The 26018-nt window shown below is 48.0% G+C and carries 24 protein-coding genes; 5 read left to right on the forward strand and 19 right to left on the reverse strand.

What is annotated here, in order from left to right; translation table 11 throughout:
- Window positions 1-875 precede the first annotated feature (875 nt).
- Genes A7975_RS35475 through A7975_RS16635 form a run of 3 tightly spaced genes read right to left on the reverse strand, consistent with a single transcriptional unit; the run spans window position 876 to window position 2138 of the window.
- Window positions 876-1148 (reverse strand): integrase core domain-containing protein, encoded by a 273-nt coding sequence (locus tag A7975_RS35475; RefSeq protein ID WP_369688925.1) that lies wholly within the window; start codon window positions 1146-1148, stop codon window positions 876-878.
- Window positions 1078-1821, reverse strand: a complete 744-nt coding sequence (locus A7975_RS16630) for a DDE-type integrase/transposase/recombinase (RefSeq protein WP_082198226.1) — start codon at window positions 1819-1821, stop codon at window positions 1078-1080. Before A7975_RS16630 ends, A7975_RS35475 begins: the two co-directional genes overlap by 71 nt.
- 11 nt (window positions 1822-1832) lie before the next feature.
- The gene (locus tag A7975_RS16635) at window positions 1833-2138 is read right to left on the reverse strand and encodes a transposase (protein WP_065385810.1); all 306 of its coding nucleotides are present in this window, start codon (window positions 2136-2138) and stop codon (window positions 1833-1835) included.
- Between the two features lie 176 nt (window positions 2139-2314).
- Here A7975_RS16635 and A7975_RS16640 point away from each other — a divergent pair, with 176 nt between their 5' ends.
- Window positions 2315-2878 (forward strand): class I SAM-dependent methyltransferase, encoded by a 564-nt coding sequence (locus A7975_RS16640; protein ID WP_065385811.1) that lies wholly within the window; start codon window positions 2315-2317, stop codon window positions 2876-2878.
- 450 nt (window positions 2879-3328) lie between these two features.
- On the opposite strand, the gene A7975_RS33705 is transcribed toward A7975_RS16640, so the two are convergent.
- From A7975_RS33705 to A7975_RS16660, 4 genes are all read right to left on the reverse strand, one after another.
- Window positions 3329-3535: a hypothetical protein gene (locus A7975_RS33705; RefSeq protein WP_141680315.1), complete on the reverse strand. Its 207-nt coding sequence runs from the start codon at window positions 3533-3535 to the stop codon at window positions 3329-3331.
- Window positions 3536-3700: 165 nt separating this feature from the next.
- Entirely contained in the window at window positions 3701-5098 is a 1398-nt protein-coding gene (thrC, locus tag A7975_RS16650) for a threonine synthase (RefSeq protein ID WP_065385812.1), read from the reverse strand.
- Between the two features lie 164 nt (window positions 5099-5262).
- Window positions 5263-8790 carry an S-layer homology domain-containing protein gene (locus A7975_RS16655; RefSeq protein ID WP_065385813.1) on the reverse strand — a complete coding sequence of 1176 codons (3528 nt, stop codon included), beginning with the start codon at window positions 8788-8790 and terminating at the stop codon, window positions 5263-5265.
- Window positions 8791-9093: 303 nt separating this feature from the next.
- Window positions 9094-9750, reverse strand: coding sequence for a pentapeptide repeat-containing protein (locus A7975_RS16660; protein WP_053372545.1), 657 nt, complete (start codon window positions 9748-9750; stop codon window positions 9094-9096).
- 130 nt (window positions 9751-9880) lie between these two features.
- On the opposite strand from A7975_RS16660, the gene A7975_RS16665 reads away from it, so the two are divergent.
- Entirely contained in the window at window positions 9881-11122 is a 1242-nt protein-coding gene (locus tag A7975_RS16665) for a DUF3895 domain-containing protein (protein WP_065385814.1), read from the forward strand.
- Between the two features lie 137 nt (window positions 11123-11259).
- On the opposite strand, the gene A7975_RS35280 is transcribed toward A7975_RS16665, so the two are convergent.
- From A7975_RS35280 to A7975_RS16705, 8 genes are all read right to left on the reverse strand, one after another.
- Window positions 11260-12825, reverse strand: a complete 1566-nt coding sequence (locus A7975_RS35280) for a glycine betaine ABC transporter substrate-binding protein (protein WP_065385815.1) — start codon at window positions 12823-12825, stop codon at window positions 11260-11262.
- Window positions 12826-12838: 13 nt separating this feature from the next.
- On the reverse strand, window positions 12839-13948 hold the full coding sequence (locus tag A7975_RS16675; protein WP_053372548.1) for an ABC transporter ATP-binding protein: 1110 nt from the start codon (window positions 13946-13948) through the stop codon (window positions 12839-12841).
- A gap of 149 nt (window positions 13949-14097) precedes the next feature.
- Entirely contained in the window at window positions 14098-14988 is an 891-nt protein-coding gene (locus tag A7975_RS16680) for a response regulator (RefSeq protein WP_065385816.1), read from the reverse strand.
- A gap of 6 nt (window positions 14989-14994) precedes the next feature.
- Complete coding sequence (locus A7975_RS16685) at window positions 14995-16281, reverse strand: ATP-binding protein (protein ID WP_255314299.1); 1287 nt, start codon at window positions 16279-16281, stop codon at window positions 14995-14997.
- 129 nt (window positions 16282-16410) lie between these two features.
- Window positions 16411-17061, reverse strand: coding sequence for an amino acid ABC transporter permease (locus A7975_RS16690; protein WP_053372550.1), 651 nt, complete (start codon window positions 17059-17061; stop codon window positions 16411-16413).
- Between the two features lie 15 nt (window positions 17062-17076).
- Complete coding sequence (locus A7975_RS16695) at window positions 17077-17730, reverse strand: amino acid ABC transporter permease (protein ID WP_053372551.1); 654 nt, start codon at window positions 17728-17730, stop codon at window positions 17077-17079.
- Between the two features lie 74 nt (window positions 17731-17804).
- Entirely contained in the window at window positions 17805-18656 is an 852-nt protein-coding gene (locus tag A7975_RS16700) for a transporter substrate-binding domain-containing protein (RefSeq protein ID WP_053372552.1), read from the reverse strand.
- 18 nt (window positions 18657-18674) lie between these two features.
- Window positions 18675-19403, reverse strand: coding sequence for an amino acid ABC transporter ATP-binding protein (locus tag A7975_RS16705; RefSeq protein WP_053372553.1), 729 nt, complete (start codon window positions 19401-19403; stop codon window positions 18675-18677).
- 275 nt (window positions 19404-19678) lie between these two features.
- Between A7975_RS16705 and A7975_RS16710 the strand changes: the two genes are divergently transcribed.
- From A7975_RS16710 to A7975_RS16720, 3 genes are read left to right on the forward strand one after another with little or no spacing between them, the layout of a single operon-like run.
- Window positions 19679-20203 (forward strand): DUF4358 domain-containing protein, encoded by a 525-nt coding sequence (locus A7975_RS16710; protein WP_065385817.1) that lies wholly within the window; start codon window positions 19679-19681, stop codon window positions 20201-20203.
- A 5-nt stretch (window positions 20204-20208) separates the two neighbouring features.
- Window positions 20209-21591 (forward strand): MBOAT family O-acyltransferase, encoded by a 1383-nt coding sequence (locus A7975_RS16715; protein WP_065385818.1) that lies wholly within the window; start codon window positions 20209-20211, stop codon window positions 21589-21591.
- A 21-nt stretch (window positions 21592-21612) separates the two neighbouring features.
- The gene (locus A7975_RS16720) at window positions 21613-22761 is read left to right on the forward strand and encodes a DHHW family protein (protein WP_065385819.1); all 1149 of its coding nucleotides are present in this window, start codon (window positions 21613-21615) and stop codon (window positions 22759-22761) included.
- 35 nt (window positions 22762-22796) lie between these two features.
- Here the strand turns inward: A7975_RS16720 and A7975_RS34945 are convergent, their stop codons facing one another.
- From A7975_RS34945 to A7975_RS16735, 4 genes are all read right to left on the reverse strand, one after another.
- On the reverse strand, window positions 22797-22931 hold the full coding sequence (locus A7975_RS34945; protein ID WP_255314300.1) for a hypothetical protein: 135 nt from the start codon (window positions 22929-22931) through the stop codon (window positions 22797-22799).
- A gap of 1 nt (window position 22932) precedes the next feature.
- Window positions 22933-23412, reverse strand: a complete 480-nt coding sequence (locus A7975_RS16725; protein WP_065385820.1) for an NUDIX hydrolase — start codon at window positions 23410-23412, stop codon at window positions 22933-22935.
- Window positions 23413-23558: 146 nt separating this feature from the next.
- Complete coding sequence (locus tag A7975_RS16730) at window positions 23559-24761, reverse strand: MFS transporter (protein ID WP_255314301.1); 1203 nt, start codon at window positions 24759-24761, stop codon at window positions 23559-23561.
- A 78-nt stretch (window positions 24762-24839) separates the two neighbouring features.
- Window positions 24840-25991 carry a serine hydrolase domain-containing protein gene (locus A7975_RS16735; RefSeq protein WP_065385933.1) on the reverse strand — a complete coding sequence of 384 codons (1152 nt, stop codon included), beginning with the start codon at window positions 25989-25991 and terminating at the stop codon, window positions 24840-24842.
- Window positions 25992-26018 lie beyond the last annotated feature (27 nt).

Below are 26018 nucleotides of genomic sequence, written 5' to 3' on the forward strand. Positions count from 1 at the left end.
TACTATGAGTAATACTTTTAGTCAACCTAATATTTACAAATATTAATTATATTTTTCACTTTAGGTTTTTTATAGTATTTATATTTTACATACATTTAAATAAATATCATAATATTAACAAACTAACAACGCAATGTTGATTGGTATTTTCCGAATAAGAGTTTGCGTGCATCAAATACATCATGATTATGCTGTGTTTTTTATTATTCTAACGCAGTTGATCTTCTTTTGTTGATCTTCTTTTGATTGAGTTGTAAAGTGAAAAAAATAGTTGAGTTGTTGATTTCTTGTCTACTCGAATGTGCTAAAATACTAAGAAGATTCGGCATATTCCTCGAAGAATAGACGGTGCCAATAGACCACTCAATAGAGGAGGGTTACTAGTCTATATTTCGTAGTCACAAAGGACTGTACATTTTATCTTGAATCATAAGGACGAGTACTTGGATGATCTGTTCATGAAAATATTTTCAAGTAATGAGTACTGGTGTAGTTATTGTAAATTCGTACTTACTTTTTCAAAAGCGAGGAATAAGCGATGATGATAAAATTCGGTAATTGCCCGGTGCAGTTATATACATGCTGATAACAGAATGTATCGGGCTTAATATGTAATTGTTATCAGTTATCTGCACCTAATCCACATGATTGTATGAAAATGTGAGAGGGGTACAGCGAATCATGAAATTAAATGAATTAATACCTTTTTGGATACTGGAAGAGGAAAAGACGTTTACGGGTTGGGATTTCTCGTAGCTGGCTAAACGCACAGCAACCGGTTTGACCCCTTAATTTTGGAGTTTTAATTGGAATTCAATAGTCGTTCTTACGCTTGCACTTTATTTCGAGTAAATGCTCCAGAATTCAAAACCCGGTTACAGTTTAATCACCATCGGCTGTATTTGGTTTTGTCGCCAAGCTTGAAAGAAGCATGTCGGTGATAGCATAAAAATACTACGATGCAAACGTCGGTTGTTATAAAAGTCTAAGTATCGGTCTATCGCTTCGTAGGCATCTGCAAACGTTTCATACTCATTTTTTTGCAAAAGATCTCGCTCCAACTGGCTATGATAAGATTCAATGTAAGCATTCATATTCGGCGATTTTGGCGGGATCCTCTCGTGATGAATATGGAACTCCTCGCACATCACCAAACACGTTACTGATATACTGTGGGCCGTTATCCGTTCGGATGATAGGTCCTTTTCCATCTTTTTTAGGATCAAGCTTGCGTGTCTTCAGTGCCTCCTTAAGAGCTTGTACGACATGCTTCCCTTCACAGGTTGGACCACGGTATTGTGCCACAATGGATCCAAATACATCAATGTAGCTTAAGATAAAAAAGAATCGATCTAGTCCAGCAATATGACCATATTTAATATCGCATTGCCATAACTGGTTCGGTGCATGAATCTCATGATTAGCTGCGAGCTTTCGTGGATACTTGGGACGGCTGACCCTCTGCGGCTGCAGGATATCTAGCTCTTTACAGAGCCGATATACTTTCTTGTCGTTGATGACCAGGTCGTGTTGATTCCAAAGGCTCACAGCTAGTTTTTCGTAGCCGTAAATATGTTCCTCGCCTGCAATGAGCTCCAGCAGCCATTCTTCGATTTGTGCGTCACAAACCTTTTCTCCAGCCTTCGTGTAGGAATAGCCTGGGATGGGACGACCACGTTTTTGAGTTGGCTCTGTAGCCCATGCTTTTGTGTTTGAAGACTTCTGGTTGTCCGTCCTTTTTATTCGGTCGTAGTATGTCGATGCTGCGACACCAACGATAGAGAGTACCCATGATGCCTCGTGTCCCCGCTTAATAAACATGTTGGCAATGGCTATCTTTTCGGATAAGCGGGGTTGGGCATTTTTAAGAGCTCACGCAAGATCTCTAGTTCGACCTCCTTCTCACCTAAAATCTTCATAGCTCTGTTGTACTTTAACTCATAATCTTCTTCCGGGATTGGACCTTCAGCAACTTCCTTCTTCTCAACTGCTAATGAGTCACGGTATTCTCTCACCCAGACCCTTACCGATTCGGGATTCAGATCATGTTTTCTCGCTGTATGACTAAAGTTGCCCCCTTGTAGGGCCTCTTCAACTACCTTCATTTTGTACGCTTCACTTTGTCTTTTTCTCCTCATTATCCCTCACCTCATCCATATACATAGTGTACTATGGATTCCAATTCGGACTCCAATGGAATTAGGGGGCTAAAGAGCAACGCAGGAGCTCCCTTGGGATTACAGAACAACCGCATTATCCTACATGCAGAGCACAACTACACTCCTTGATATGGAACAGGCGGCGGGTAGTTTCATTGTCGCTCTCTCCTCCAAAGGGCAAAACTTATGCAACCGAAGCTTATACGCCTAATTATGAGCTATGCAAAAATACGCTGCCCGCATTTGGAATTGATGTAAGGCTGGTGAGCGATGATCATGAGCTGCCGTTTGAGAGTGATTTTTTTGATCTGGTCATCAATCGGCATGAATCCTTCTCCGCGCAAGAGGTTCACCGAATTTTAAAACCTGGCGGCATTTTCGTGACCCAGCAGGTTGGCGGACAAAACAACAGGGAATTATCAACGTTTCTGCTCGGCCAACAAGTGAGCTTAACGGATCCCAACTTTAATCTGCAAACCTGCCGAGACGAACTATTGAAGGCACGGTTTACACTCATTGAGGGTATGGAGCATTTCCCTTTACTGCAATTTTATGATGTAGGGGCTTTGGTTTATTTTGCGAAAATCATTGAATGGGAGTTTCCTGGATTTTCGGTGCGAGAGTGCTTGGATAAACTCATCCTATTGCAAGAAAAGCTGGAGCAGAATGGCTTTATTCAAAGTACGGAGCATCGGTTTTTTATAACCGCACGCAAATAAGTGTAGATGCTTCTATCGCAAAAGAGCCACTTCAGATTGCTGAAGTGGCTCTTTTCGCTTCAATTTTATATGGAAGTGCTTTTGTAATACAACAGCCCTACTAATTGAATAGGTTTAAGATGGAACCCAATAATAAAATCGCTATACAATAGGCAAACACAATAAGCAGCGCTTTCCACTTTTTCGTTTCCGTTGTATTGAAAAAAAACGTAACATTTTCACGACACATAAAATATAAAATCAGGACATTCCATAAAATCCTTATCCCGTATTTAATGTAATAGCTATTCAGGCTCTGTCCTGAAACAGCAAACTGATCTGAAATCACTTTAATGGTAAACCATGCATTTACGTTTCGAGTAATTTCATATGCGAAGTAAAAGATGGCTAGCCACCAACCCACTTTTTTCCCACGCCACATCCCGATCCCGGCAGAAATGCCAAGAACCCCTAAAAACCAAGTGCTCCTTGAAAAAAAACATTAGATACCCCGATAAATGAGGATGCTTCATTCAGCTTAGAAAATGCTAATAACTGTGCTACTAATAGCACAGCACCGTTAATAATAAGTAAGATAGCAAGTATGCTCACACCAATTGGACGGTCGTAATTGCCTTCCATTATGTCTTCTTTTGTTGTTTTAGATAGATAAGACACCCCTGTATTTCCTCCTAGAATGGCAGTTTTGTAAATCATACCATTTGTCTCAATTTGTTACAATATGTAAAAATAAGAGAAAAATTTCAGCTTGAATTAAAAAAAACTGCAGCAAGAAGGCGAATCCCTTCATTACCGCAGCTTTATTTGATAGTTGAATCATTATTATTTTGCGTTATAGAAAACTTCCAGTTCACGGACTACCGCCGCAAGCGAACCGTCTACGCGAGTCTGGCGCTGCTCTTTGTTGAATAGCGAAGCGATTTGCTCAGGGAATTGCTGCTCGATTCCGCAAAGCTCAATGGCTTCGTTAAACTTAGCCGGATGAGCTGTCGCAAGCGAGATCGTGATCCCTTGCTCGCCGCTGTATTTATCAGCCGCTGCTACGCCGCAAGCGGAATGCGGATCAAGCAAGTAGCCATTTTCCGCTTCATATTTATTAATCGTGCTCAAGCACTCTTGCCCTTGTACCCCATGCGCGCCAAATTCCGCTTGCACCCTGCTCAGCGCTTCTCCGGAAATGACAATTTGTCCTTCCGCTTTGAACTGATCCATCAGCGTACGGATTTGTGCGGCATCCTCGCCCAGCACGTAGTACAAGTAACGCTCGAAGTTGCTTGCTACTTGAATATCCATCGACGGGCTGTACGTGCTGCGGAAATCTCCCGGCTTGTACACGCCCTCAAGGATAAAGCGCTCCAAAATATTGTTTTCGTTCGTAGCTAGAATGAGCTTGCCAACCGGAAGGCCCATACGCTTCGCCAAATAACCTGCAAAAATATCGCCGAAGTTGCCCGTCGGTACGCTGAAGTTTACTTGCTTCGCATCCGCCATCTTCACGACTTGGAAATAGGCGTAGAAGTAGTAAACCGTTTGCGCCAAAATACGGACGAAGTTGATCGAGTTGATCGCCGCCAAATGATTGGTCGCCTTAAAGTCAAGGTCAGCGAACAAATCCTTAATCATGCGCTGGCAATCATCAAAGTTGCCGTCCACCGACAGATTCAGCACGTTGTCCTCTTGAACCGTCGTCATTTGCAGCTCCTGCACTTTGCTTACTTTGCCATGCGGGTGCAAGATACAAATTTTGATGCCTTCCTTGCCTTTGACGCCTTCGATCGCCGAAGCGCCAGTATCGCCGGAGGTTGCTCCGAGAATATGAATTTTTTTATTTTGTTTAGCCGCTACATACGTATACAGCTGGCCCATAAATTGCAGGGCGATATCTTTAAATGCGAAAGTAGGGCCGTGGAACAGCTCCAGCAAATAAAGATCATCCTTCAATTTGCGCACCGGCGTCACTTCCAGATCGCGGAAGGTCGAATAGCTCGCATATACCATATCTTTTAGATCCTGCTCAGGAATTTCACCGTTCGTAAAATGCGAGAATATCGCGAGCACCAGCTCCTGATAGCTTAGCTCCTGCCATTCCTTCAACGTGTCCGCGGAAATAACCGGAATTTCGTTAGGCACAAGCAGACCGCCATCATTGCCCAGACCCATCATAAACGCATCGATAAATCCTATTTTGCCAACATTTCCTCTTGTACTGATGTACTCCATCTGTAAATAGCCTCCTACATGCGCACAATTAATCGTCTAATTTAGTTATTTAAATCATATCATCGTTTGCCATAATAATCGATTGTTTTCACAACAGTATATCATTTTTATGCTTTAAAAATAAACGAAAGGCATCCCGTTATCGAGGATGCCTTTCGTAATTATTATGATTTTACGAGGCTAGCTACGATCGACGCAATCTCCGCGCGCGTAATCTTGTCTTTTGGACGCAAGGTGCCGTCCTCGTATCCTTTGATTACACCAGCCGCCGTTAAAGCTTCAATCGCTTCATTAGCCCAGCTGGATATGCCTGCCTTGTCCGTAAAGGTCGGCTTGCTCGCATCAGCTAAAACCTTTAATTGATCCTTCAATGCTCTGTGCAAAATAACGAAAGCCTCTTCTCTCGTCAGCTCTAGATTCGGCTTGAAGCTGCCGTCCTGAAAGCCTGTAATGATTCCCGCTTCATACAAGCCCATAACATATTGGTTATACCAGGCTGTTGACGGAATATCCTCAAAGCTCGTTTTACCTTCTGAAGGCTCCAAATGAAGCAATCTGGAAACGACAGCCGCAAACTCTGCTCTGCTCATCTGCTTATCCGGCTTAAAGCTGCCGTCAGGAAAACCTCCCAGTATTTTTTGGCCGGCAAGCTTGGCAATCGATGCGCTTGCCCAGTGCCCTACAGCATCAGGGAAAACCGGCTGCGGTTCGGCACTTGGGCTTGGCGTTGCACTCGGTGATATACTCGGCGACGGACTAGGCGCCGGATTCGTGTTTGGATTCGGTGTCGACACTGGACTTGGTGTCGGGTCCGTGCTTGGGCTTGGCGTCGGATCCGGGCTTGGTGTCGGGTCCGGACTTGATGTCGGTGTCGGGTCCGGACTTGATGTCGGTGTCGGTGTTGGTGTCGGATCGGGACTAGGGCTCGGGCTCGGCTTCTCGCCGTTCTCCGCAATCATGATCCAGCTTATTTGCGGATCGGAGCTCGATGCTCCCGCATTGGCCGACCTATGTACCGTCAGCTCAAGCTTGCCATCCGTGATGGCTACATCGTCATAACTTAATACATCCTTTGCAGCCGTGAATACGTATCCGTTCGTTTTCACCGTGCCATTCAATAATAGATCAGCTATTCGTTTGCCATTTGAATATTGGGACCAAGGATCATATAGTCCGACATAGACATTGTAGCTTCCGTTGCCGATATCGAAGCGATAGGTGAGATCATCGCCGGAATTGCCCTTCAAATACCGCAAGGAGCCGAAGAGATCGCCGGAGCTCGTTCCCGACGTCAACGTATTGTCTCCGACATACCCCCAGCTTTGACCATTCGCAGGATCGTATTTCTGATCGATAATGGCTCCGTTAAGCACATTTTCCTCGCCCATTAACGCAATCATGTCCTTATAATCCTGGGTGTCAGCACCGCCTGCATGGACAAAATATGCGCCGCCTTTAGGGATGACATACAGCTGAATCTCAACCTTCTTGTTCGATAGTTCCGTTAACAAGCCGCTGATGTTTACCACGCCTGGCTTTTGGAATGAATCGGCATTCACGCTCCAAGCAATAGGCGTATCCTTTATCGTACCGTCCGATAAAGTCACATTAACGACATCCGGTAGCGCAGGTGCCACTCCAATAGTCGTGCTTGCCGGAAGGGTGGTATTTACCTCTACTTTCCCCATACCGTCCAGCACATCAAGTTTCCATTCATCCTGCCAGCGCAAAGCGATCTCATCACCTTGGCCAAATTCAATCGGCAGCCAGATGTAACGGGAATTCGCAAGATCGTTTTGATTCCAACGATCACCCATATAAATGAATTTGCCTGCGGCAGCATCTACCGGTATAACCTGTGTGCTTTGCGAGCCGAAGGTCGTAGAGCTGCCCGGCGCGACATCGCGCATCGTCTTCCATGGTCCCATAATGTTGTCGGCAACCGTATATTTGCCCACGTTCGGAGCCCATCCCGTGGCGCCGGACGTAATCATGTAGTATTTCCCTTGGTACTTGAACAAAGCTGGCGCTTCGCGCTGGGCAAGCGGGAATACACGTACATAATCGACGCCATGAACCGCTTTGTATGCTGTATCGCGCTCAACATTGCCATCCTTATGCCAACCTACTACATCTGTGTAGGAATCATTTAATTTGGAAATATAGATCGTCAAATTTTCCTCGCTGGAATAAACCAAGTAGCCTGTGCCGTCATCATCCTTGAACAAGGTCATATCGCGCGCCATTCCCGGCTGGTATGGCTGGCCGTTGTCCGCAGCTCCCTCCGGAGCACGATCCATGCGATGGCTTTCCTGGTACACGAATGGCCCAAAAGGAGAGTCACTGAGCGCATATCCCGCTTCTGCCTTCGCGTAGTTAGCCGTTGACGTAGCGCTCGGACCGTCGGTATGCATCCACATCACATATTTTTTGGTCTTATCGTTATAAATCACCTTCGGACGCTCAATGATCCGATCCGTGCCGATATCATTCAAAATGTCCGCTTTGTCCTCTCTGCCAGCGTACAGCTCTGAAATAAGAGGATCGTTCACAAAATCATCGGCAGACTCAATCGCGGTAAGCGCAAGCCCATGATCCTCCCAGTTGTATAGATCCTTCGAGGCGTACACCCTGACCCCGCGGGCCGGCAAATAACCGTAAGTTTTATCCTCGCCGTACCAGTAATAGGTGCTGGTCACCTCATCGTACATCATGCCGCCGCCATGCGCCTGAATAAGCGCTCCGTTCGTATCTCGCCAAATATCCCCCGGCTTAAAAGAATCGTACGGCTCATTTATCGCCAGCTCCGATATTCCTTTCGACAACGCTGCGATCCCGGAGATAATCTGCTCCTGCACCGCAGGCTCCGTAATGTCGGCGCCGCTGCTCAGCAGCGATTGAAGCAGCGTCTCGCTCTCTTGAATCACTTTATTTAATGCTGCGAGGCTGTACGGCGTATAATTCGTGCCCGCCGCATCCAGCTTGGCTTCCGCTATTTTATTTTCCAAATCTGCAAGCGGCACCGTAATGTTCAATCTTATGACGAGATAGTTAATAAGCGGATCATTGTAATTGGAGAGCGCAGCGGTTGCCGGCCCTTGTATGCGCACATTCAACTGCCCATCGGTCACATTGACCTTGCGATAGGTAACGACCTTCTCGGCTCCATCGCCGCCAATTGCAAAATCACCGCCGGATACGTTATTCCCTTCCAAAAGCAAATTCACGCTTCTGCCGCTCCATGGGTTGCTGAAGCCGAATGTCACGTCATATTCGCCCTGCGGCAGCTCAAAATCGTAAGAAATTGCCTTATCTCTCACTTGTGTGCCGTTATAGTATCGCAATGAGCCCGATTTCGTCGTTGCATCGCGCACGTTCGTCGCGCTGGTCGTTGTGACTAAACCCCATGATTTTTTCGTTATCGGATCGACCCCATACACCTGCTCGGTAACCGAGCTATAGAGGCCCAGCTTATCGCTGCCCTCCACCGTTGCTGGCGTTGCGTCCCCTGCATTGACGAAATAAACAATGTAGTCGTTATCCTTCAGCTCCTGTTCCGTAAATTCGTCCGTGACAGCAGCTGTTGTCATCTGGCTCTCATTCGCCGCATAAGCAGGTGCCAGCGAGGTGAGAAAGGATGCGAGCAAAGAGCAGCAGAGCGCCAAAGACAACCATTTCTTTTTCCGTAACAATGGTATTCCTCCTTCAATCCCTAATATCGCTCCTGTTGTATGCGTTTACAAATGATGTGCTTTGGAACGTCACACCGAATGATAACGGAGATGCGCTGCCTCTTCAACTGAACAATTCGGACGGGAATGAACTTCCAGAATGACCCGTGTTATAGCTTTTCCAACGCAGAAATATGAACTTAAGTTTGATTTGTTCACTCTGTGCACAGGTGAATTAATACAACCTTGCCGCTGCCGCAAGCGCAAAAAAACACCCCTTCAAGCTATAAGCCTTCCGGGGTTGCGTTCGTATTCCCTATGTCATTACATGCCATCGTCCACAACCAGCCCAAAAATCGTCGCGAACGTAATCGCCTGCGCCGGCGAGATGATGCAGCGGCGCAAATCCTCGAGCGATACGCCCAAGCCGTTAAATTCGCAGCTGCTTATATCGATGCCGCCAAGCTTCGTCTGGGACAGCTGCGCTTGATCGATATTCACTTCCCTTAAATAAAATTGAGCCAAGGTCATATTCGACATGTCCGCTTTCGCTAGCGAGCTTTTCTCAAACTTAACGCCCTTCGCGTTCGAGAAGCGCAGTACCGCATAATCCGCGTAACATTGCTCGAACCATACGTTGCGCAGCGTCGAGCCTGTAATATCCATGCCAAGCAGCTTGCAGTTATGAAATGAAACCCGGTGCATAATCGTTTCGCTCAGATCAATATTCGATAAATCGCAGTTTTCAAAACGAACATCGGTAAATTCCGCTTTCCGCAGGCTAGTGCCCCGGAACACCACATTGCTGAGCACGACCCTGTCGAAGCAAACCTTATAGGCTGATTGATTTTGAATGCTGCAATCTTGAATGATGCTGTCGCTAATTTCATGCTCGTCCGCCCATTCGTAATCAGGGACGTCTAATGCTGTTAAACCGTCCGGAATTTTAGGCGCTTCGATTTTTTCTTTTTTACTCGACATATGTATGATGACCTGCCTTTATGATGTAATGACTTCAACTTCTCCCTATTATACACCTCATCGCTAATGACTTCTTCCTCATCCCCATCTATAATGTGAATAAATAAAGGTTCAGAGTGCGAGGTGCGAGATGAAATACGAGATGACGCTGGAGCAGCGCGATCACATCATGGGAAAACTGTCGGAGGAGCAACGTCATTTTTTGCATCATGAGCTGGTTAGAGGCCGGAGAACCTTGTTCGCACGGCAGCTGGCACGCAAAAAATGCCAATTCATCCCCGAGGATGCACAGTTTGAAGATATAGAGTCATTTATCGAGGAATGGGATTATATCGGGTTTACCGATAGCGGCGAAGTGTCGCCGCATACGAAATGCGAATGCGGCAGATCGCTGCGCTATCAGCATCAAGTGCTTCATCTGCCTTCGAACACGGTACGCTACTTTGGAATTGAGCATTTGCAGCTGCATACCGGGATCGATGCGAAGGCGATTTCGGATATTATGAAGGGCTTTGATGTGCTCGATGGCGAGCTTAACGAAATGCTCATCAAATACCGGGATGGCTGGCAGCTCGATCAGCATCTTTTCCTGCCGCTGCCCGCTGAGCTGGAGGTGCCGCAAGATATCCAGGCGCATTTGGACGCTAAGCTTCCGCTGCTCGACAGGCAGCTGGCGCGCCTGCGCGGCAGGCTGCGCGAGCTTGACCAAGCGAGCAGGCAGAAGAGGATTGCTGCCGCTCTAACCTATTATAATGAGCCGGCAGACGACACGGATGATCAAGAAAGCGGCGGCCGGCTAGTCGATCCTGTGGACACGCATGAGGCGAACGAAGGACAAGCTGCTTTCAGCTTTAACGATGAGGACACCGCTCAGGTTGCTTTTAGCTTTGCAGAAACAGATGACGGCCAAGCTGCCTTTGTGTTCGACAATGCGGAAAGCAGTCAGGGCGCCTTCGTCTTCGACGAAATGGAAGAGAGCCAAGGCGCTTTTGTATTTGATGAGCCTGCGCCTGCTGTTAATCAGGATGCTTATGCCTATGAGGAGGCCGGCAGGAAGCTGGGAGCCGCCGCCTTGCGAGAAGCCGAGCTGAGCAGCGGAAGCGCTAAGAAGTCCAGCCCTTTTTACCTGGCTCCTTCCGCACAGCGCGTCGTTGACGATGCCTTGAAATATGGGCGCATCAGCACGCTGGCGATCTCGAATTTCTTGATCGAGCAGAAGCTCGCTTCGGATGAGCGAATGTCAACCGGCAAGCCGGGCATCTACATCGCCGTTGCCGCGTACTTGGACAAGCTTGCAGCAACAGGCTTATGCGAGCTTGTGAGCAGCAACTCCGAGGATCGCAATTATTCCAGCACAAGCGCGCACAAATAAAAGCTCTATATTCAGCCGGCGGGGTGTCTCGGCACCTCATTTGGCGGAGAGCGCGCCGAAATAAGTCTAGTTTCTAGACTTATTCCCGTAATTTCAGCTATTTTGAATGGAATAGAGCTAGGTTCTAGCTCTATTTTTCATTTACCCTCGATCAGTCCCGCATCCTTCAGCCACTGCTCGGCGACCTCGCGTGCTTGCTTCCCTTCGAGATCGACCTTGCCGTTCAGCACCGACATCGCACGGTCATCGATTTTGCCCGCAAGCAGATTAAGCACCTCCGCCAGCTCGGGATGCTCCTTAAGCGTGTCCATCCGGATAATGGGCACTGCGTAATAAGGCGGGAAATACTGCTTATCATCCTTGATTACCTTCAGGCCAAACGCTTCTATACGGCCATCCGTGGAGAAGGCGTCATTCACGTCCGTCGTTCCTTCTTTAACCGCGCTATAGGTTAGGCCGGGGTCCAGCCCCTTCACTTCCTTGAACTTCATTCCATATGCCTGCTGCAGGCCGATATATCCATCTGGGCGTTCCAAAAACTCATGCGTCGCGCCCAAAATGAATTTTTGTGATTTCTGCGCCAAATCCGCAAAGGTTTCGATCCCTTCCTGCTCGGCGCGTTCCCGTTTCATAGCAAGCGTGTAAGTATTGTTGAAGCCGATGGGCTGCAGCCATGTCACATTGAAGTTCTTTTCATAAGCAGCCTTCACTCTCTCATACGTTTCCTCCGGCTTGCCGCCGATCGGCTCTTCCTTCAGCACCGATGTCCAGCCGGTTCCGGTATACTCCGGGTAAATATCGATGTTGCCTTTGACCAGCGCACTGTGCGTGACCTGCGATCCACCGAGAAAAGGTTTGCGGACGACCTTGAGGTCCGTCTTCGCTTCGATCAAAGAGGCCATCATATGCGCTAAAATATCCTGCTCGGTAAAATTTTTCCCGCCCACAACGATGGAATCGGAACCAAATGGATTTCCTTTCGCCACGATGCCTGCCGCAATTGCCAGAATCAGTACCGTGCCTAGACCAATTCGCAAGCCTTTTACGAGCTTGGACGTTTTTTTGCCGCCTTTTCGCGTTCCTTTTGGAGTGACTGCCCGCTCCATCCAGCCCAGCAAATAGTCAAAGAGCAAAGCTAATAATGCAGATGGAATCGTCCCTGCCAAAATCAATTCCGTATTTACCGTCGATATGCCCCGGAAAATCAAATCGCCAAGCCCGCCCGCTCCAACAAGCGATGCAAGCGTGGCAACGCCAATCAACATTACGGTGGCCGTGCGGATACCCGCCATAATGACGCTCAAAGCAAGCGGCAGCTCCACCTTCATCATCACCTGCATGCTCGTCATCCCCATGCCGATCCCGGCTTCTTTAATCGGCTTCTCCACATTCATAATACCGGTATATGTGTTTCTCAGAATGGGAAGCAGCGCATAGACGGTCAAAGCTACGATCGCCGGAAACATGCCTATGCCAAGGATCGGAATCATGAACCCGAGCAAGGCTAAGCTTGGAATGGTTTGAAACAAGGAGGCTACGCCGATTACCGGTGACGCAAACCGTGGAAAACGGGTAAGGAGCAGCCCCATCGGAATCGAAATGACGATCGCGATCAAAAGGGCGATAAACGATAGCTCGATATGCTCCATGGTCGCGCGAAATATATCTTCTTGGCGGCTTATGATCACATCCCAGAAATTCATGGCTACCTCCCTCTTAAATCTGCTTTAGCAGAGCGTCAATTAGACTGGAATTGGTGACTAAGCCGGCTAATAAGCCGCTCGGATGGACGACCGGAAGGCTGTACAAGCCATGCTGCCTCATCAGCTCCACGGCGTCTGCGACACCCGTACCAGCCAGTACGGTTGGAACATCCGATTTCATGATGTCCTGAAGCGTCAAATCCTCATGGTGGTACTGCTCCTCCAGCATTTCTTTCGTTACGATCCCCTTCAAATGGCGATGCCTATCGGTTACGAGCAAGCTGGTTACCCGGAACTGCTTCATCAGCTTCGCCCCATGAGCAAGGCCGCGCGTCAAAGAAACGGTAACCGGGTTCGGAACCATGACATCGTCCACCGTCAGCTGCTCCGATTCGTTCAAGCGGTTGCCGCCAATAAACGTGCGGACAAAATCGTTTTTCGGGCGGCGAAGAATGCGGTCTGGCGTATCCGCCTGCACGATCTCGCCGCCTTGCATCAAGACGATGCGATCGGCTATTTTCAGCGCTTCATCCATATCATGCGAGACGAAAACAATCGTTTTTTTGACCTCCTCCTGCAAATGAATTAATTCATCCTGCAGCTGTTCCCGGCTAATCGGATCAAGCGCGCTGAACGGCTCGTCCATCAAAATAATCGACGGCTCCGCCGCAAGCGCCCGAATGACGCCGATTCGCTGCTGCTGGCCTCCGCTTAGCTCGGCGGGATAACGGTCCCGATACTCGCTTGGTTTAAGTCCCACCATCTCCATCAATTCATCGATACGCTTCTCGTATGTATCTTTGGCGATGCCCTTCAGCTTAGGCACGATCGCTACGTTCTCTTTGATCGTCATATGCGGAAACAAACCGATATGCTGAATGACGTATCCGATATTTCTTCTCAGCTCGACCGGATTAATGCGGGAAATGTCCTTCCCGCCGATCAGAATTTGACCCGAGGAAGGCTCGACCAAACGATTAATCATCTTCATCGTCGTCGTCTTGCCGCAGCCGCTTGGCCCAATCAACGTAATCAACTCGCCTTCCTTGATTTCCAGGTCGATTCCTTTTAAAGCGGTCATTCCGTCGTGGTAACGTTTCGTCACGTTTTTGAATTGTATCAAGCAGGCACCCCATGTTAGTCAGAATAAAAACAGGCTGCTGTTATTTTATCCAACTGCCATTTCCCTATGCTTCCAAGGAAACGCAAAAAAAGCATCACTGCCGGTAAGGCTGCGACGCTTTGGACGATCAAAGGATCAATTCACCTATTCTATTGCTCGCTTCTTTGTTTATCCAGCACTTCTAAGTAAAGCACCTGCAGAAACTTCTTAATGTTCACTTTAATCTTCTCCGGCTGCAGCTGCTCGTCAATCTCTTTCATTTTCAAACGAATGTCTTGAAAGTCAAAATAAAGCGGAGCATAATGCTCGAATTTAGGATTGCTATAGTCTGCCAAACCGATGCTTGCGAGATTCGAGAGCGCGCTCATCAGCGTACGGCGAATCCGCTGCTCGACTGCCTTGCCCTCTTTGCCTTGATCATGATGGGTACGGGCAATAAGCTCGTATAGTTCTTTCAAAGGCGGGAGCAACTCCGATTTATTGTGCTGAACCAGATATTCCATCATTTCGACAATGTCCCTGCTGCCGATTTCGCCGACGACACCCAAATCTCTCAATATAGGCTGAACCGTTTCGCGAACGGTCATTTTCCGCTGGCTGCTCCCCGCGTCCATATATAAGTTGCTCAGCTTTGCCATAGAGTCCTTCATCTCTTTTAAATAACAGCCAATCTTCCAGTGCTCATTCACTTTGGACAGTACAGCCTGCACTTCCACCAAATTAATCGGCTTCTGAATATAATATTCGATACCGGCTTGATACGCCTTCCCGATCATATCTTTGCTCTCGATTTGCGAGATCATCACAAACTTGCCGTTGTAGCCCCTTAGCTTCAAGTTGTTGATCGTCTCGATTCCATCTTGCTCGGGCATCAGCAAATCGATAAGCACGATGTCCGGATTCGCGCCCAGAACAGCCCTCTCCCCGTCGCTTCCATCCTCCGCAGTAACGATAACCTCGCCAAGCCAGCTTTTTTCAATGATGTTTTGAAGCATCAGTATGCTGGCCGCATCATCATCCACAATACCAAATGAAAGCATCGGTCTTCACACCCCTATTTTCAATGTATCGGTTGAAAAAGCGACAACAAAGGTCGTTTCCTTATACGGACTGGATGCTTGCAGGCGCAGCCTTCCCCCTGTAGACCTGACGATATCGCGAACATGCGATAAGCCGATTCCGGTCGCCGCACAGCCTTCCATATTAAATTTGGTCGTAAATCCCGGTTCAAAAATAATGTCCTTATTTTGCTCCGCAATGCCTTCCCCCGTATCCGACACGACGAGCACCGTTTCATTCGCCTGCTCATACACGCTAATCCGAACCGTTCCACTCGTATCAATGGCCTCCACTGCATTTGAAACGAGATTGTTAAGCATCGTCAATAACGGAATATAATGAGCGGTCGCGTAATCGGTGCCGATCCGTTTCTCATAATGAACCTCTTTTTTCAGCATCCGGCTGTAATGCTCATTGGATTCGATGACGAAAATAATAATTTCCGATAGCGTCATATCAGAGGCCGATTCGCGGTCGAACAGCTTCAGCAAGCCGGATAAAATGCGCTGAGAGTCCTTCTTCACTTCATGAATCTGCTGCGTGATGTCCAGCATCGACCGGCTTATGTTTTTATCTCCGGCATCACTAAGCTTCCCGTACAAATCGTAGCTTTGGGAAGTAATGCGCTCGATGGCATCCATCGATTTTTTCAAATAAAAGACTTCCCCATACAGCCCTGATCCGAAGTTCAGCATTTGATCCATTCTTTTTTTCTGTTCGGTATGTACGACCCGCATCTGATTGATCATCATGCTGCTGAATATGCCAACCACAAACAAGCTTCGAACAACGGAGGTGGCGCCGAGCAGCAGCCATTGCCCAGAATAAAAGGATGGCAAATCAAATATAAGGCTGCGTGTAAGCAGCTCTAGTTCATTGGAAATGAAATCAATGCCCGAAAAGACGCCGGCCAGCAGCAAAGGGTGTAGCTTGGGCAAATAGGGCTGGATCTGCTTCATTCCTACGGCGAAAATAATGTAATAAAGCGACGCTGAGAGATGCGTCTTCATGCTTGCGATAAGCGAGAACGTTTCGAATGAAACGAAGCCGTCGATAACCGATCGGAAGGCGAGCACCGTTACCCCCGTAACGATACCCGTATACACATAAGGCAGATGCCTTAACAACACAAGCAATAGCAGAAAGGCGCTGCTGCCAAGCCCGATTCGGAACAAGTCACCGCTAAAGGGCGTTATTTTAAATTCGCCCGCTGCCGCGGTCACTACTGCTATTAGTATCATTTGCATCCCTATGTTATTCGTATATTTTCGCAAGCCATTCCCCCATTTAAAATAATTGTAAACAACGGGCCGTTATTTTCATACACTTTTTTGAATATTGCGACAATGGTCACAAAAAAAAGCTGACCTCCTGCGAAGTCAGCTTTTGGATCGCTGCCGCCGTTAAACCATCTTGGTCTCCAGCTTCTTGGCTATCAAAGATAAAGCATAATTCACCATAAAGTATAGAAGCGCGGCGAACAATAGAACCGGGATGGCATACGTTATGCTCTGCCCGATGACGATTTTCGATTGGTTCATCAGCTCAGGCAATGAAATGACAACGGCTAATGAGGTATCTTTGAGCAGCGAAATAAACTGGCTGACCAGCGGCGGCACCATGCGGCGAAGCCCCTGCGGCAGCACGATATGCCACAGCGTGCGGAGATGGCTGAGGCCGGAGGAACGAGCCGCTTCGATTTGCCCTTTCTCAATGGAATTAAGACCGCTGCGGACGATTTCAGATATCATGGCCCCCTCGAACAAGGTCAAAGCAATAATGGACGCGTACACGGGTCCAAGCTGAATGCCGACCTCCGGCAAAGCGAACCGCGTGAAAAAAATAATGAGCAGCAGCGGCAAATTACGAATCAGCTCAACGATAACGGCGAGAATCGGCGATAGCACCGGAACCTTCATATAACGAATCGTGCCTACGATCGCGCCAAGCACAAAGCTTAATATAATGGAGCTGAACGCCACTTTAAGCGTCATGTAGAACCCTTCGAGAATAAATGTCAAATTATCGATGGTAAAAGCATTGGCAAAATCCATTTGTCCTCCTCCTCTCTATCCGCGTTTGGCCAGTCTTCGCTCCAGTTGAAGCGCCATATAACTTAAAGGGAGAGTCAGCAGCAAATAAAAGAGCCCGACAATGATATAGGTATCCATATAAATATAGGTTTTGCTTGCCACCTTATCGCCAAAGTACATAAGATCTAGGCCCGCTACCACGCTAAGCACCGAAGTATTTTTGACCAAGTTAATGAATTGGTTGCTGAGCGGAGGGATGACGATTTTGATCGCTTGCGGAAGAATGACATGCCTCATCGTCTGCACATACGTGAGTCCGGAGGACATCGCCGCCTCCGTCTGCCCTTTTGGCACGGACATAATGCCCGCTCGTATGGCTTCCGCTATAAAAGAGGACGTATATACCGCAAGGCCGATCGTTCCGCAAATAAATCCGCTTAGCACAATACCGAGCGACGGCAGCACCAAGTAAAAAACATAAACTACGAGCAGCAGCGGAATGTTTCGGATAAATTCAACGTACGCCGTGCCCGCCCACCGCAATGGCTTAATTGACGTAATGCGGAATACGGCAATGATCGTCCCCAACACGAAGCTGCCGATCAGCGCAATGATGCTGGAGTAGACCGTATTGACGAAACCCTCCATATAGAGGTCCAAATGCGAGGTTAAGATCGAGAAATCAGGCATCTTTTACCCTCCTTTGCGGATCTGACCTATGAAATAAGGGCGGCCGCAGCCACCCTCCTTTTGTTGTTTTCCCGTTACTCCAGCGGCATGGTGCCGATCCATTTCTCGTAGATTTTATTGTATTCCCCGCTTGATTTCAGCGCAGCAAGCTCTTTGTTGACGGCATCCACAAGCGCTGTCTCGCCTTTCTTGATCGCAATGCCATACGGCTCATCCGTGAAAGGCTCGCCAACTACTTCAAAGCCAGCATCTTGCGCCATCATGCCGTACAGGATCGCATTGTCCGTCGTTAGCGCATCGCCTTGGCCGGCTTTCAGCGCGCTGAAGGCATCCTGATAATTATCAAATTCAAGCACGGTAGCTTCCGGCGATTTTTCAATAATGTTATCGACGGAAGTGGCGCCCTTTACTGCGAGTATTTTTGTTCCCTTTTTGACATCATCGATGCCTTTAATCGCGCTTCCTTTTTTCACGAGCAGGGACTGACCGGCTTTAAAATACACCTCGGAGAAATCAACCTGCTTTCTCCGCTCCTCCGTAATCGTCATGGTGGCAATAATTAAGTCAATTTCATTGCTGTCCAGCATCGGAATACGCGTTTTGGAGGTGACCTCCTTCAGTTCGATCTTCGTCTCGTCCCCGAGAATCGATTTGGCAAGCGCCTTTGCGATGTCGATATCGAAGCCTTCCACTTCATTGTTCGAAGGATTTTTTAATCCAAACAGCTTCGTGTCGTACTTTACGCCAACAACCAGCTTTCCTCTTTTTTTAATCGTATCCACAATCGTTGCAGCAGCATCCGGCTCATTGCCGGCGCCTGGGCTGCTGTTCGCCTCGTTTTCCTTTGCCCCTCCGCACCCCGCAAGCACAAACACCGACAATACGATGATCATAACGCCAACGCTCAACCATTTCTTTGCCATCATTAAAATCGCCCCTTTGTATTAATGATTTAATACCCGGTTCAGAAACAAGCGTGCCCGTTCCTCGCGCGGGTTGGAAAAAAACGTCTCAGGTGAAGCTTCCTCGATGATTTGTCCCTTATCCATAAACACGACACGGTCGGCTACCTCGCGTGCAAACCCCATCTCATGCGTTACGACAACCATCGTCATGCCCTCATTCGCAAGCGCCTTCATGACATCAAGCACCTCGCCGACCATTTCCGGATCAAGCGCGGAGGTTGGCTCGTCAAACAGCATCACCTTCGGCTTCATCGCAAGTCCCCTTGCAATCGCAACCCGCTGCTGCTGTCCTCCCGATAATTGCGAAGGATACTGCCCTGCTTTATCCTCGATCCCGACCTTCTCCAAATAGTACATCGCGGTTTTTTCCGCGTCCTGCCTCGTCATCCCTAGCACCTTCATTGGCGCTAACGTAATATTGTCGATGACTTTTTTATGAGGATACAAATTGAAATGCTGAAAGACCATTCCGATATCCCGTCTTAGCTTATTGATATCCGTCTTTTTGGCGTTGACCGTATGCTCGTTTACAATGACATCGCCGCTCGTGATCGTCTCCAATCGGTTAATGCACCGAAGCAGCGTGCTTTTGCCTGAACCAGAAGGTCCCACAACGACTACTACTTCACCTTGCTCAATTTGGAGATTAATGGCTTTGAGCACATGGAAATGTCCGTAATGCTTTTCGACCTGCCGAAATGAGATCATGGCACCCTCCTCCTAAAGCATCATTCAATCGTTATTCTGTTAGTTGTGAGTTAGAAAACCTAACACAAATACTATGGTTAAACTACATGATCTTATAAAATCCTACATGCCAATCAGATATTTTTCTAAAAGGAGCGCTTGCAGCTCACATGAATATAGCCGTGAATACCCGCGTTATTTTTTACCATAATAAATAAAACTGCAACTTTCACGAATAACAAACCGTTTTTAGCTTTTGTAAACATCAAATAAAGACATCGAGGAGATTGATTACAATGAAAAAAAGTTATTTTGCATTTATGCTTGTTATTGCGTTAGGTCTTGTACTGACAGCATGCTCCGGCTCCAATGGGAATTCGGACAAAAATAGCAGCACTTCCGCTAATAAAGAAAATCAATTCGTAACGACTAAGACGACCAAAGAAATGGTTGACGGCATGCTTGCCAAAATCGAGCAGCCCGCATTAGTCGAAATGACAGGCGATATGGTTAAGCAAATGTATTACATTGACCCCGCTTTGCTGGAAGAATATACGATTATGTCCCCTATGATGAACGTAAAAACGAATGAGGTTGCCGTCTTTAAAGTGAAGGATGCGAAGGATGTTGCGGCAGTTGAAGATGGCATTAAGAAGCGTGCTGCCGATGTACAAAAACAGTTTGAAACCTATTTGCAGGATCAATACGAGAATGCTAAAAACTACAAGCTTGTTTCAAAAGGCAATTACGTATTTTTCGTCATCTCTGATCAGCCCGATAAATTCGTAACGGAATTCGATAGCTACTTCGAGAAAAAATAACGAGTATGGTATTCAGCAGTCTACTCTTCTTATTTCTATTTCTGCCTGCTGTACTGCTGCTTTACTTCATATCGCCGTGGCGTATTAAAAACTTCGTATTGTTCGTGACCAGCCTTGTCTTCTACGCATGGGGCGAGCCAGTGTATATCGCCATCATGCTGCTATCCACGGTAACGGATTACAGCTTCGGACTGCTGCTAAGCAATCCGAGGCTAAGCAGCTTGCAGCGGAAATGGATCGTTGTCGCCTCTATCATCGTTAATTTAACTTTGCTAGGTTATTTTAAATACGCTGACTTTCTCATTCATAATGTGAATGCATGGCTAGGTACGCAAATACCGCTAACCGAGCTGGCGCTGCCAATCGGCATATCGTTTTATACGTTTCAGTCCATGTCCTACATTATTGACGTCTACCGGGGAACCGCCAAGGCGCAGCGCAACTGGATCGACTTCGGGACCTTTGTCGCTTTGTTCCCGCAGCTCGTTGCCGGCCCTATCGTGCAGTACTCGACGATTGCCGAGCAGCTGCGCCATCGCAGCGTCAACATCGAGCTGTTCGCCGAAGGCGTAAGGCGGTTCATTATCGGTTTGGCGAAAAAGGTGCTGCTTGCGAACAATATCGGCCTGCTTTGGCATACGATATCCGCTTCGAGCGCCGATACGATGCCTGCGTTGACCGCTTGGCTAGGCATTATCGCCTTTGCATTCCAGATATATTTTGACTTCAGCGGTTATTCCGATATGGCCATCGGGCTTGCCATGATGTTTGGCTTCCGATTTAACGAAAACTTCAACCGGCCCTATACGGCGCGAAGCATTACCGACTTCTGGCGACGCTGGCATATCTCGCTCAGCACTTGGTTTCGGGATTATGTCTATATTCCGCTTGGCGGCAATCGCAAAGGGCCGTGGAAGCAGCTTCGGAACATCATGATCGTCTGGCTGCTGACCGGCATTTGGCACGGAGCGAGCTGGAACTTCCTGCTCTGGGGCTTATACTTCGGGGTTGTTCTTGTCTTTGAAAAATGGTTCGGCTTGAGGTTCTTGCAGCGTATGCCTGCCTGGGTTCGGCATGCGTACGCGCTGCTCCTCATCTTGATCGGCTGGGTATTTTTTGCATTCGACGAGCTGTCCCATATGGGCGCTTATTTTGCAGCCATGTTCGGATTTAATCATCAGCCCTTATGGAATAATGAGTCCTTGTATTTGTTATACACGAACGCGATTCTGCTCGTATTGCTCGTCCTTGCTTCCATGCCAAAACGGGAGATCAAGCGCAGCTTCGGGCCTGTCGCTCAGCTTGGCTGGCATGCGGGACTCTTTTTCATGTCGGTCGCTTATTTAGTTGATGCCACGTTCAATCCATTTTTATATTTCCGTTTTTAACGAAGAAGGAGGCGGGCAGATATGGGCAAAAAGACGGATCGCGCCTTCGTGTGGGGCTTCGTCATCGTTCTGTTTGCCATGTCGTTATTATTTTTTATGCTGCCTGTGCAAGTGTTCTCCGACGTGGAGAACCGTACGCTCCGGAAAGCGCCTAAGCTTACTTGGGAAAATCTTTGGTCCAAGAAGTTCTCCGAGGACGCGGAGAGCTACGTAACCGACCATTTTCCATTCCGAACGAACTTTGTTTGGACGAAGTCGATGCTGGAGCAGCTTCGGCTGCAGCAGGAGAATAACGGCATCTATAAAGGCAAGGACGGCTATTTGTTCGAAAAGTTTAACGAGCCAAGCGATACCGAAATCGAGGAGTATGCGTCTGCGGTGAAGAAGTATGCGCAAAGCCATCCGGATGCGAACATGACGTTCATGCTCGCGCCAACCTCCATCGGCATGTATCCGGAGCGGCTGCCATGGCTGGCTGAAGCTTATCCGCAATCGAAGGTAAACAGCTTTATCGGGAAGCAGGTTGAAGACAGCCTGTCATTCATTGACGGCTTCGATTTCCTTCGCCCCGCAGCTGGCGGCTCGAAGCCCATCTACTATAAAACCGATCATCACTGGACGACCTATGGCGCCTATCTTGCCTATGTCGCCTATGCAGAGAAAATGGGCTGGACGGCTGCTGCCGAGGGCGAATTCGATATAGAGACAGTCAGCGATTCGTTTCTAGGCAGCTACCATACGCGCGGTCAGTTCAGCGGATTAAAGCCAGATGCCATACAAGCTTATATAGAGAAACATGGCTTTGCAACGGAGATGTATGTCGCGGATACGGACAAAACCTATGCTGGCATGTACGATGCGAGCTACTTAGAGAAAAAAGACAAATACTCGTATTTCCTTGGCGGCGTGCATGCGCTAATGACGCTTCATACCGATCTTCCAGCAGAGAAAACAGATCAAGAAAAGCTGCTGGTCATCAAAGATTCCTATGCGCACAGCTTCCTGCCTTTCCTTACGCAGCATGTGAAAGACATCCATGTAATCGACATTCGCTACTACAACGGCAGTATTAGCAGCTACATGGAGGAAAACGGCATTAAAGACGTGCTGCTGCTCTTCAATACGACAACCTTCATAACGGAGCGCAATCTATTGAAGCTAAAATATTAACGGAAGAAGGAGCAGCCTGGGTAGCTGCTCCTTCTTTATTTATCCTTCGACCGTTCTTCATGGTATCGTTCAACCGCTTCCGTTGCTAAATCACGCCTCGGCAATTTCGAATTGATTCGAAGCAGCAGCCCGATGATGATCAATAATAAAATAACGATTAGCGTCTGCATTTCAGGCACCGCCTTCCGGGTTATTTTTATTGATTATGAAGCGCTCCAGAAAAGCATGAATAACCGGCCGATCCGGAGGGCTTAGCTCCTGCGGGATTGAACCAAATTCAAAAAAACGCAGCTCCAGAGTCTCTGTTCCATCCTCTTTAAGCATCCCTTCAAAATCCGAACAGATATACGCGGTAGAGACGTTATACACCTCGTCTCCATGCGGATACTTATAGTAGAGCTCTGGCCCAGAGAATACGTCAAATAGCGCCAGACTCCCCGCTATTAATCCCGTTTCCTCCAATAGCTCCCGCCTTGCGACCTCGGTCAGCGCCTCCCCTGGCTCCATCGCCCCTCCGGGAAGCCCCCACAAACCGTTGTCTGACCGTCTTTGCAGAAGAAGTGAATCCTCCTTGCATAATAAAACGCAGGCGCCAGCCATGATAAGCGGCCTTGTCCCCACCAAGCTTCTAAGATCCATCATATAACCCATAGAAGAACCTCCTTTTATGGCTTGAACGTTCCTTCCTAATCGAGCAATAGCAGCAGGATTGCAAAGCAGATTATCCATTTATAAGGAGATTACCCTAATCCTATAAATCTACCATACTTCGCTGCTCGCTCAAAATATGTTCCCCCTCATTTTGATAGCTGACTTGCCTTCGCTTTCGAGCTTGTTGGATGAAAAAAGATAACTTTTAGGACAATACAGACCATAGCCAGCAAAATAAAAAGCAGTCCGCTCCCAATCACGCCCTTCATGCCAAACGCGGTTAGAAACCACCCGCCTGCTGCCGAACCGATGAACACGCCCAGATTGATGAAGGAAATATATACGCCGGTGGCAAATTCAGGAGCCTCCGGCGCCTCGGATGTTAACCATATCTGCGTGACTATAAGTCCGCTTGTATGAGCAGCTCCCCACAACACGGTAATAATGACGATAGGAACAAAGGATGCCTCTCCCAAATAAAGCAGCAAGAAGGAAATCGCTAAGACGAGCGGATGCAAAATAGTCGTCTTTACCATATTTAATCCGATCAGCTTTCCAGCCAGCAAATTGCCCGCCATGCCGGAGATCCCAAAAACAATAAGCATAACGCTAATGGCATTGCCGCTCATTCCCATTACTTGTTTTAAATATTCGGCAGAGTAGCTATATACCGAAAACATAGCGGCAAATAGGAAGGTGGATGCGCTAATATTTATCCATAAGGGGATTTTACGCAAGATGCCTAGCTGTTTTCCGTAAGAAATTTTCTCCGCGCTAGGCGGTTTTGGAAGCATGAGGGCAATCCCTATGCTAGCGGCGATATTTACAGCAGCACAAAAAAGGAAGGAAGCCTCGTATGAGATTTGATCGACTAAATAGGTCGTAATCGGTATTCCGAGCACCATTCCCATGCTGGTGCCTACAAATGCTTTGGCCGAGGCTTCCGTCGCTTTTTCCTTCGAATAAAGGGACGCTGCGGCAGCGAAGGCAAGCGAAAAATAGACGGGATGGAACAATGCCGGAATAACGCGAAGGGCCAGCAGTACATAAAAGTTGGGCGCATATGCCGATCCTATGCTGCTTCCTGCAAATATGAGCAGGCATAGCAGCATCACTTTTTTAGAATTGTACGGCGATAGAAGCAAAACCATAAAAGGACCGGCAAGCGCAATGACAAGAGCAAACAAGCCAACAAGCATACCGGCCTGAGATGTGCTGACATCGTATCGTTCAATAATCGCCGGAAGTATGCCAACCACGCCAAACTCAATGGTGTATACGCCAAATAATCCAAGCGCAATAAAAAATATGGGGGTTGCAGCTCTTTGATGTGAACCGTTTTGAATCAAAACCATCACTCCCTCATGTATTCGGTTATAAAAAGAGCCTAGGCCGGCTTATCCCGTACCAAGGCTCCTGTTCCTGCTTTATTTGTTTATTCCTTTATAAATCGCTTCACAGAGATCAACCGTAAACTGGCCCGACATGCCTTCCAAGGCTGTGTTGGTAAAAGCGACCACACTAAGCTTTTTAGCTGGATCTACGAACCACGTATGGCCATACGTCCCGCCCATCCGCCATGTGCCCGCCGATTCTGGCGTGCCTGCCGCTATCGGGTCCTTGAGCAGCGTAAACCCAAGCCCGAAACCTCGGCCTGGCCAATAAAGCATGGGCAGTTCACCAATTTGGTTGGTCGCCATTTCCCGAACTAAGCGCTCAGGCAGAAGCGGCGCCCCGCCCAAACGCAGCGTTTCCAGCAGCTTAAGAACATCACCGGCGCTGCCGACCATGCCTGCTCCGCCAGATGGAAAGGCTGATTCGTCAAACGCCCGGCCGGGTGCCAAGCGGAATCCAGCCGTCCCCTGCAAAAAGGCAACACTGCCTTCATCCTGCAATTGGCGCGGCTCTGGTGTATCATTAATGTATACAGCCGCCAACCTTTCCGGATCAACTGCTGTAAAGCCGGTATCATGAAGTCCAAGCGGTTCTGTAATTAGAGAACGAATGGCTTCGCTAAGAGGCGAATCTGTTACTTTTGCTATGACTGCCCCCAGCACATCCGTTGCGATTGAGTACTTCCACTCTGTGCCCGGTTCGTAGAGCAACGGTACAGAAGCGAGACGACTAAGGTTCTCTTCCAGCGTGATACCGGGTTGATCCATGCCGTCGGATACGCCCGCTCGCTCATAGGAACCATTATCCTCTTGGAAGAAGCGGTAGGTCAGTCCTGCGGTATGCGTCATCAAGTGACGGATCGTCAATGTCGCAGGCTCGCCATTTGGCAAGCGCGGCTGAAACGCAGGGAGCCACCGATCTACGCGATCATCCAGCCGCAGACGGCCTTGCGCAACCAACACAAGGGCTGCCGTGGATACGATGGGTTTGGTTACGGAAGCAAAGCGGAATAATGTATCATCTTGCATCAGCTCGTTACTTTCGCGGTTAGCAAATCCGGCAGCTCGGCTATATTCCAGTCGCCCATCTAACGATACTTTTATGACAGCGCCAACCAGCCGTTTCTCGGCAAGGGTACGATCGATAACTTCATCAATGCGCGCTTGTAAATCATACTGGTTCATTTTGTTTACATTTAAATGACTCAATCA

Source organism: Bacillus sp. FJAT-26390 (assembly GCF_001682865.1).
GTDB lineage: Bacteria > Bacillota > Bacilli > Paenibacillales > Paenibacillaceae > Pristimantibacillus.